The sequence below is a fragment of the Streptomyces sp. NPDC005374 genome, assembly GCF_042872225.1.
Lineage (GTDB): Bacteria > Actinomycetota > Actinomycetes > Streptomycetales > Streptomycetaceae > Streptomyces.
The window spans coordinates 712,426-721,623 of sequence record NZ_JBIAKA010000001.1; the positions used below are offsets into that span (position 1 = coordinate 712,426).

Genomic DNA, 9,198 nt, shown 5'->3' on the forward strand with positions numbered 1-9,198 from the left:
CACCGAAGTGTCGCTCAATATACGACTATGTACTTTTTCGCACGGAGGGGCGTCCTGTGACGCAGGATCAGGTCGCGGAGGAGGTCGGTGTCACCGACGGGACGCGCCTGACGCCCGCTCAGGCCTTCGACGCGCTGTACGCGTTCTGCTCCCCCGCCCTCGTCCGGCAGGCGTATCTGCTCACCGGCCGCCGCGGACTCGCCCGCGAGTCGGTCGAACGGGCCTTCCAACTCGCCTGGGAGCGCTGGCCCGAGGTAGCGGTGGACCGTGACCCGGCGGGCTGGGTACGGGCGGCGGCGTACGAGTTCGCGCTCTCCCCCTGGCAACGCCTCCGCCCCCGCCACCGGCAACCGGAGGCGCCCGTCGCCGATCCCTCCGACCGCGCGCTGATGGCCGTACTCCTGAAACTCCCGCCGCCGCAGCGCCGCACGCTCCTGCTGTACGACGGTGTCGGCCTCGATCTCCCGGAGACGGCGGCCGAGACGGAGGCGAGCACCCCGGCGACGGCCGGCCGGCTGCTGCGCGCCCGCGAGTCGGTCGCGACCCGGCTGCCGGAGCTGTCCGACCCCGCTGAACTGCACCGGCGACTGGCAGAACTGGCCTCCACGGAGCGGCTGCTGCGGGCGGCGACACCGCGCACGGTGCGGACGGGCAGTGAACGCCGGGCTCGTTTCTGGACGCGTGCCGCCATCGCGGTCACGGTGGCCCTGATCGGCACGACGGCGCTCACGCTGCGGACGGCTCCGACGCACTACGAACCGCCGGTCGCGCCGGGGGCGGAGGTGCAGGGAGTGCCGGCACGGGTGGCGCAGGGTTCGCTGTCCGACGCGGAGGTCTCGCTTCGCGAGAAGCTGCGGGAGTCGATGCTGAGCGGTCCGGAGAAACTGGTACCGGTAGGTCGTTGAGCGCGGGCCGGTGGGGGCTAGTCGCGCAGTTCCCCGCGCCCCTGGGTCGGTACAGCTGGGCATGCTTCGACTGCACCCATCCAGGGGCGCGGGGAACTGCGCGACAAGCCACGACGCACCCGCACCCGGCAGACGACGTGCCTGTGGGCCCGCCCCCCTACCCGGGAAACGGGCCCACAGACATGCGGCTAGGTACTTCAGCCGGCCAGGATCTCGCGCGCGAGCTTGGCCGTCTCGGTCGGCGTCTTGCCGACCTTGACGCCCGCGGCCTCGAGGGCCTCCTTCTTCGCGGCGGCCGTGCCGGAGGAGCCGGAGACGATGGCACCGGCGTGGCCCATGGTCTTGCCCTCGGGCGCGGTGAAGCCCGCGACGTAGCCGACGACCGGCTTGGTCACGTTCTTCGCGATGAAGGCCGCGGCCCGCTCCTCGGCGTCGCCACCGATCTCACCGATCATCACGATCAGGTCGGTGTCGGGGTCGGCCTCGAACGCGGCGAGCGCGTCGATGTGCGTGGTGCCGATGATCGGGTCACCACCGATGCCGACGGCGGAGGAGAAGCCGATGTCACGCAGCTCGTACATCATCTGGTACGTCAGCGTGCCGGACTTCGACACCAGGCCGATACGGCCCGGCTTGGTGATGTCGCCCGGGATGATGCCGGCGTTCGACTGGCCCGGGGTGATGAGACCGGGGCAGTTCGGGCCGATGATCCGGGTCTTGTTGCCCTTGGACCCGGCGTACGCGTAGAACGCGGCCGAGTCGTGGACCGCGATGCCCTCGGTGATGACGACCGCGAGGGGGATCTCGGCGTCGATCGCCTCGACCACGGCGGCCTTGGCGAAGGCCGGCGGTACGAAGAGGACGGATACGTTCGCACCCGTCTTCTCGATGGCCTCGGCGACCGAGCCGAACACCGGGATGTCGGTGCCGTCGATGTCCACGGACGTGCCCGCCTTGCGCGGGTTCACGCCACCGACGATGTTCGTGCCGTCGGCGAGCATGAGCTTGGTGTGCTTCATGCCCGTGGAGCCGGTCATGCCCTGGACGATGACCTTGCTGTCCTTGGTGAGGAAGATAGCCATGGCTGTGTCTGTCCCTCTTCCCTTACTTCGCAGCCGCGAGCTCGGCGGCCTTGTCGGCCGCGCCGTCCATGGTGTCCACGCGCTGCACCAGCGGGTGGTTGGCGTCGGAGAGGATCTTGCGACCCAGCTCGGCGTTGTTGCCGTCGAGGCGGACGACGAGGGGCTTGGTGACTTCCTCGCCCTTGTCCGCGAGCAGCTGCAGCGCCTGCACGATGCCGTTGGCGACCTCGTCGCACGCGGTGATGCCACCGAAGACGTTGACGAAGACCGACTTGACGTCGGGGTCGCCCAGGATGATCTCCAGGCCGTTCGCCATCACGGCCGCGGACGCGCCGCCGCCGATGTCGAGGAAGTTGGCCGGCTTCACGCCACCGTGGTTCTCACCGGCGTACGCGACGACGTCCAGGGTGCTCATGACGAGACCCGCGCCGTTGCCGATGATGCCGACCTCGCCGTCGAGCTTGACGTAGTTGAGGTTCTTCTCCTTGGCGGCGGCCTCCAGCGGGTTCGCGGAGTCCTTGTCCTGGAGGGCCTCGTGGTCCGGCTGACGGAACTCGGCGTTCTCGTCGAGGGAGACCTTGCCGTCGAGGGCGATGACCTCGCCGGAGGCGACCTTGGCCAGCGGGTTGACCTCGACCAGGAGGGCGTCCTCCTCGACGAAGGTCTTCCACAGGGTGACCAGGACGTTCGCGACCTTGTCGGCCACCTCGGCCGGGAACTTCGCGGCCTCGACGATCTGGCGGGCGACCTCGGGGGTCACGCCCACGTTGGCGTCGATCGGCGTCTTGGCGACGGCCTCGGGGCGGGTCTCCGCCACCTCCTCGATCTCCATGCCGCCCTCGACGGACGCGATGGAGAGGAAGGTGCGGTTGGCGCGGTCCAGGAGGAAGGAGACGTAGTACTCCTCCAGGATCTCCGGGGCCGTCTCGGCGATCATCACCTTGTGGACCGTGTGGCCCTTGATGTCCATGCCGAGGATGTTGGTGGCGTGCTCGACGGCCTCGTCGGTCGAGGCGGCGAGCTTGACGCCGCCGGCCTTGCCGCGGCCGCCGACCTTCACCTGGGCCTTGACGACGGACTTGCCACCGAGGCGCTCGGTGGCTGCGCGGGCCGCCTCAGGCGTGTCGATGACTTCACCGGCCAGCACCGGTACATCGTGCTTGGCGAAGAGGTCCCTCGCCTGGTACTCGAACAGGTCCACGCGCTTCCGTCCCTATCAGTGATCTCGCGGTTCGTTGTCTGCGTGGGCGTGCCGCGAGGGCAACGTGACGTCCGACCGTGTCTGTCACAAGGGAGGCGCACACGGTGTCCGAGCGCGCGGCATGTCCGTCTCGCAGGTTATCGCTGCTTGCGGGAGGCCCCTAAATCGAGGGTCACACCTGAGCGGTGATACCTGTCACATGATGCCGCGCTCACTGGCACGGCGTGCCGTATGTGAGGGGCGGAGGGTGAGGGGGCGCGGTCCGCGTGGGGGCCTGCGGAGGCCTGCGGAGGCCGTAGGGAAGGGCCTCACCGGGTGGGGTTTCCCGGTGAGGCCCTTGAACAGCCCCGGCGAGGGGGCCTGGGGCGGTCGATCCCCACCCCAATGGGGACCTCTTCGCCCCGACCGTGAGGTTCCGGCAGGACAGACCGACGGCATTCGGCCGTCCGGGGCCCTTCGCCTCACGGAGTCGGTTGGCCGCCGCGGGATGCCCGTGGCGGTGGGGAGGTCAGACGCCGTACGTCGGCGTGGTGACGTCGCCGGCGACCGGATGGACCGGTCGGGTGACGGCGGCGGGGATGTCCTTGTTCATGGGTGCGTCAGATCCCTGGATCTCGGGGTCCTGGAGAGGCCTGGGGACATGTGGAGCCATGAGGCTCCGAGAGCCGTCCGCAGGTCAGCAGCGGGAAAAGCGCGCCCTAGCCGGGGAAGACGGGGATGTCCCGGTGCCTGTCCCGGGTTCCGGCCGCGTCGACGCCGACGGCGGCACCGGGTACGAGCCGCAGCGGCGCCCGGTGGTCGAGGGTGATGGCATGTGCGTCGCCGTGCCGCGACGAGCCGTTGTCCACCGCCGACTTGGCGCCCAGGGCACCGCGCGGTGTGTCGGAGGGCGTCCGGTGTGCGGGGGCAGGGGCGGCGGCGGACGAGGTGGTGCGGTGGGCGGAGGTGTGTGCGACGGCCTCGGCCACGGTGTTCCGGTCGGCAAACCTCGGCCCGTACACGGCACCGCTGCCCGCAGAGCCCTCGTCGTCGGCCGGCGTCGCCACCGCGTGACCGCCCGGCCGCGGTGCCGAGGCGATCGGCGTCCGTGCGGGCAGGGTCTGGGCCGGGGCCCCCGGCAGGTTCGGCACTGTCGGAAGAGCGGGCACCGCGGGCACCGCGGGCGGGGTCGGCCACGACGGGGTCTGCGGGAACGACGGCAGCGTCGGCAGTGCCGGCAACTCCGCGAGGTCCGGCAGCGAGGCCGGCAACGGTATGTCGACCGCCTCGGCCAGCCCCGTGGTCACCGTCCCGACCAGATCACCGACCGGCCGCACGACCTCGGGCGTGCTGAGGTGTGGGGCAACCGCCTTGAGAACGCCGCCCGTTGTCAGGTCGGTGCCCGCCCCTGCCCCTGCCTCTGCATTCGCCGTGATCGTCTCGACCGGCGCCCCGAGACCGTCCGCCGCCTGCGCCTTCTCCCCGCAGAGGAAGCCGAGTACGAACAACCCGCCCACCAGCAGTGCCACTTGCAGCGCGCGCCGCACTGCCGCCACGCGCAACACGCGCACAGCGGCACCGGGAAAGGCTGCTGACAAGGTCAAGAGAGGGCGGGGCCTTCCATGCGACGAAACCAAGCGAAAGGGAAACGAAAGGGAAGCGAAAGGAAAGGGGGAAGAACGGAACGGAAACGTGAAGACTGTGGAGGCGTCGATCCTCGCACGGTGCGCCCGCGGTTGCGCAAGCCCCCTGTTACCGATGCGTGGTCATGTCCGTTTTGCCGACCGGCGTCGCAGGTCACCGGGTCGACAAATCACCAACGGACACCCCGGGTTCACACCGTGTCCGGTATCGGGAGCGGCCGCTTCTCGATGGCCGCCGCCATCACCTCCGGGAACAGGTCGGGCGTGCAGGCGAAGGCGGGTGCGCCCAGCGCGGCGAGCGCGGTCGCGTGTTCCCGGTCGTAGGCGGGCGCCCCCTCGTCCGACAGCGCGAGCAGCGTCACGAACTGCACCCCCGACGCCTTCATCGCCGCGACCCGCTTGAGCATCTCGTTGCGTATCCCGCCCTCGTAGAGGTCGCTGATCAGCACCATCACCGTCTCCGCGGGCCGGGTGATCTGCGACTGGCAGTACGCCAGCGCCCGGTTGATGTCCGTGCCGCCGCCGAGCTGCGTCCCGAACAGCACGTCCACGGGGTCGTCGAGCTGGTCGGTGAGGTCGACGACCGCCGTGTCGAAGACGACCAGCCGTGTGTCGATCGACCGCATGGACGCCAGCACCGCCCCGAACACGGACGCGTAGACGACGGACGCCGCCATGGACCCCGACTGGTCGATGCAGAGAACGACCTCCTTCTTCACCGACCTCGAGGCCCGGCCGTACCCGACCAGCCGCTCCGGCACGATCGTCCGGTACTCCGGCAGATAGTGCTTGAGGTTGGCCGAGATCGTGCGGTTCCAGTCGATGTCATGGTGGCGCGGCCTGTTGATCCGTGCACTGCGGTCCAGTGCTCCGGTGAGCGTGGCCCGGGTGCGGGTGGCGAGCCGCTTCTCCAGGTCCTGGACGACCTTGCGCACGACGGCCCGTGCCGTCTCCTTCGTCGTCTCCGGCATCGCCTTGTTGAGCGACAGCAGCGTGCCGACGAGGTGCACGTCGGCCTCCACCGCCTCCAGCATCTCCGGCTCGAGGAGCAGTGTGGACAGCCCGAGGCGGTCGATCGCGTCCCGCTGCATGACCTGGACGACGGAGGACGGAAAGTACGTCCGGATGTCTCCCAGCCACCGCGCCACGGACGGTGCCGACGCCCCGAGCCCGGCCGAACGGTCCCTGCCCGCCTGCCCCTTCCCGTCCCCCCTGCCGTAGAGCGCGCTCAGCGCCCCGTCCATCGCGGCGTCCTGCCCACTCAGCGTGCGCCCGGTCCCGTCGGCCGACTCCCCGCCGAGCACGAGCCGCCAGCGTCGCAACCGCTCGTCGGCCGGGTCGCCCCCGCCGCTCGCCGCCCGCGGTACTTCGGTCGTCATCCCGCCACCCCCGCAAGGTCGTTGTCGTCGGCGTTCGCCAAGTCGCCGCCCTGGCCGCCGCGATAGCCGCCATGGCTGCCGTAGTCGTCGTGGTCGTCGTCGGGGCCGAGCAGCAGACGCATCACTGGCAGCACGGCGTCCGCGCGGCCGATGTCGAGGTCGGCTGCGAAGCCCGGTATCCCGGAAGCGGTCCCCGCCGCGCTCCCCCCGCGCCCCGGGCCCCGCCGGACCAGCTCGCCCAGAGTCCGGCGCACTCCCGGCTCGTACGCCGAGAACGTGCGCCGCAGCAGAGGCAGCACATCCGTGAACGCCTCCGCCGACACCCCGCTGAGCCAGGCGTCGACCAGGCCGAGCAGCCGCTCGTCGTGCACCAGTAGCATCCCGCCGCCGGAGCCGCCCCCGACGAAGCCCTCGATCCAGGCGGCCGCGTCCCCCGGCGGCGTCCCCGGAGACAGCACGAGCCCCATGAGCCGAGCCACCTCGTCCTGCGCCAGTTCCCCGTCGTCCAGAAGCAGCCGCACAGCCCGCCCCCGCACCACACCGGGCACGGTGTCCCGCCCGGAAAGCACCCTGAGCACCGCGAACCAGCGGCCCCGCAGTCCCCCACCGTCCACCACCGGCACAACAGTGACGTTCGGGACACCCTGCACCGGTACGGCCGTGGGGTCGTCCTGGCTGTCCCGTCCCGGTATGCCGGCGGGCGGGGCACTCCCGTCGCCTTCCCGCCCCCGTGCCGCCGTCTCACCCAGCAGTCCCACCGCGCCGTGCACCGCGTCCACATGGCGCCGCATCTCCTCCGCCGCCTCCGCGTCGAGTGCGGCGCAGGCCGGGGGCAGACCGACGAAGACCCGTTCGGCGAGGCCCGCGGCGACCTCCGCCAGTGCCCCGGTGTCGGTGCCGCGCACATCGCCGTACCGGAGGGAGCGGACGAGCGCCGGCAGCGCCTGGGCGAGGTGACCGACGTCCGTGTCGAGCGCGGCGCGGTCGGCGAGGATCTGCATCACCGTCGGGAGGGCGCCCGGGAGTTCGGCCAGCAGACAGCGCTCGGCGAGGGCGGTGACGTCGGCGAGGCCCGGCGCGGCGACGGCGTCCGTCTCCGCCTTGGCCGTCGCGGCGGCCAGCACGGTCGTGCCCCACACTCCCGCCTCGGCGACCCGCACGGACAGTTCCGGCTCCCACCGCAGCCGCCATGTCTCCCGGAACGTGCCCGTGCTCCCTCGCGAGAGCGCCGGCTCACCCCACGCCACGCCCAGCAGCCGCAGCCGGTGCAGCAGCCTGCTGCGCTCGGCGTCGTTCTCCTTGCGCAGGTCGAGCTCCAACTCCCGCTCCAGCGCCTCCGGTTTGAGCCGCAACCGCCGCTGGATCCGGTCGAGGTCCCGCTGCAACGGCACCGCGGGGGCCGCCTGCGGCACCTCTCCCAGGACGTCACCCACTACGAGCCGGTCGTGCACCAGCGCCAGCGGCACGTCCGAGCCCTCGCACATGACCGCCCGCACCGCGTCGGTCGTCTCGCTCAGGCCGGGGAGCGGCCGGCCGCGCATCGCCGCGAGGGTCTCGGCCAGCCGTACGGCCTCGATCACATGCGCCGAGGACACGATCCGGTCCTCGGCCCGCAGCAGTCCCGCCACCTTGGTCAGCCACCGCTCGACGGGGCGGTCCGGGGCGCCGAACAGATGCCCGTACCAGCCGGGCGAGTCGATCCCCGCGCCGTAGCCGCTGTGCCGCGACAGTCTGCGGTACGTCCACGGCACCCACGTCAAGTCCGCCTTGACCTTGGGAAGCCCCTTGAGCAGGGCCCTGTCGGCGGCGACGGTGCTCTTCCGACGCAGTGCGGGCACGTGCCAGGCCCCGCACACCACGGCCACGTCGTCCCCGAACTCCCGCTGCGCCGCCCGTACCTGGAGCCGCATGTACGCCTCCCGCACGAGGTCCCGGTCGTGCCCACCGGTCCCGTACGTCTCCCGCAGCACCCCCATCGCCTCCTCCAGCACGGTGAACGGCTCGAACGGGTCCCTGTCCCCGGCGCCCCGGTGCTCCACGACGTCCTCCCACCACCGCTCCGGATCGTCGTAGCCGGCGGTCTCGGCGAGCACACCGAGCGGATCGACGCGGACGGCTCGGTGAGCGGCGTCCTCGTCGGTCGAAGTGGTGTGCTCACCCGACGGGTCGGCGCCTCGCGCGTCCGGGGCACCCTCGCCTTCCTCGTCCCTCCCCCAGGCCAGCGTGTGCGTGGCCGGCAGGTCGACGAAACGCGCCGCGACCCGGTGTTCCAGCGCCCAGCGGATCGCCACCCACTCCGGAGAGAACTCGGCCAGCGGCCAGAACGCCGAACGGCCGGGCTCGTCCACGGCATGGGCGAGGAGGGCGACCGGCGGCCGCATGTCCTCCTCGGCGGCCAGCGGAATCAGTGCGTCGGCCTCGGGCGGTCCCTCGATCAGCACGACCCGGGGCGAGGCCGCGTCCAACGCCGCGCGCACGGCCCGCGCCGACCCGGGCCCGTGATGCCGGACCCCGAGCAACAACGGCCCGGGACCGGCCCCCCGGCTCCCCCGTGCGTCGGCACCGCGCGCCCCACCGATGTCCGTCACCCCCTCGCTCCCACACCCTCCACTGCCAACCTCGTCAACGCCCATAGCTCAGTCCCCTCCCCGCCGACGCCACCTGGAGTACCCCTCACCGACCGTCCCGGTCCCGTCGCCCGCACTCCCTGGCACCATCCCGCGTGCCCGTCCCGGCGCCCTCTCACGGCACCCACCCAGGGGCGCGGGGAACTGCGCGACCAGCCCCCACCGACCCGCACCCGCCCACCGACACACGGCCGCACTCCCTGACACCGTCCCGCGTGTCCATCCTGACGCCCTCTCACAGCACCCACCCAGGGGCGCGGGGAACTGCGCGACCAGCCCCCACCAACCCGCACCCGCCCACCGACACACGGCCGCACTCCCTGACACCGTCCCGCGTGTCCATCCTGACGCCCTCTCACAGCACCCACCCAGGGGCGCGGGG

7 protein-coding genes are annotated in these 9,198 nt (G+C 71.8%); 1 reads left to right on the forward strand and 6 read right to left on the reverse strand.

The window, feature by feature from the left end; genetic code table 11:
• Positions 1-56: 56 nt before the first annotated feature.
• The gene (locus ACFYRX_RS03385) at positions 57-905 is read left to right on the forward strand and encodes a sigma factor-like helix-turn-helix DNA-binding protein (protein WP_389096175.1); all 849 of its coding nucleotides are present in this window, start codon (positions 57-59) and stop codon (positions 903-905) included.
• Between the two features lie 197 nt (positions 906-1,102).
• On the opposite strand, the gene sucD is transcribed toward ACFYRX_RS03385, so the two are convergent.
• The 6 genes from sucD to ACFYRX_RS03415 form a co-directional block, all read right to left on the reverse strand.
• Positions 1,103-1,987, reverse strand: a complete 885-nt coding sequence (gene sucD, locus ACFYRX_RS03390) for a succinate--CoA ligase subunit alpha (protein ID WP_389096177.1) — start codon at positions 1,985-1,987, stop codon at positions 1,103-1,105.
• Positions 1,988-2,009: 22 nt separating this feature from the next.
• Complete coding sequence (sucC, locus tag ACFYRX_RS03395) at positions 2,010-3,188, reverse strand: ADP-forming succinate--CoA ligase subunit beta (protein ID WP_389096179.1); 1,179 nt, start codon at positions 3,186-3,188, stop codon at positions 2,010-2,012.
• Between the two features lie 508 nt (positions 3,189-3,696).
• Positions 3,697-3,840, reverse strand: coding sequence for a hypothetical protein (locus tag ACFYRX_RS03400; protein WP_389096180.1), 144 nt, complete (start codon positions 3,838-3,840; stop codon positions 3,697-3,699).
• Between the two features lie 46 nt (positions 3,841-3,886).
• Complete coding sequence (locus ACFYRX_RS03405; RefSeq protein WP_389096181.1) at positions 3,887-4,723, reverse strand: hypothetical protein; 837 nt, start codon at positions 4,721-4,723, stop codon at positions 3,887-3,889.
• 278 nt (positions 4,724-5,001) lie between these two features.
• Complete coding sequence (locus ACFYRX_RS03410) at positions 5,002-6,189, reverse strand: vWA domain-containing protein (RefSeq protein ID WP_389096183.1); 1,188 nt, start codon at positions 6,187-6,189, stop codon at positions 5,002-5,004.
• On the reverse strand, positions 6,186-8,822 hold the full coding sequence (locus tag ACFYRX_RS03415) for a DUF5682 family protein (protein WP_389096184.1): 2,637 nt from the start codon (positions 8,820-8,822) through the stop codon (positions 6,186-6,188). Before ACFYRX_RS03415 ends, ACFYRX_RS03410 begins: the two co-directional genes overlap by 4 nt.
• Between the last annotated feature and the right edge of the window lie 376 nt (positions 8,823-9,198).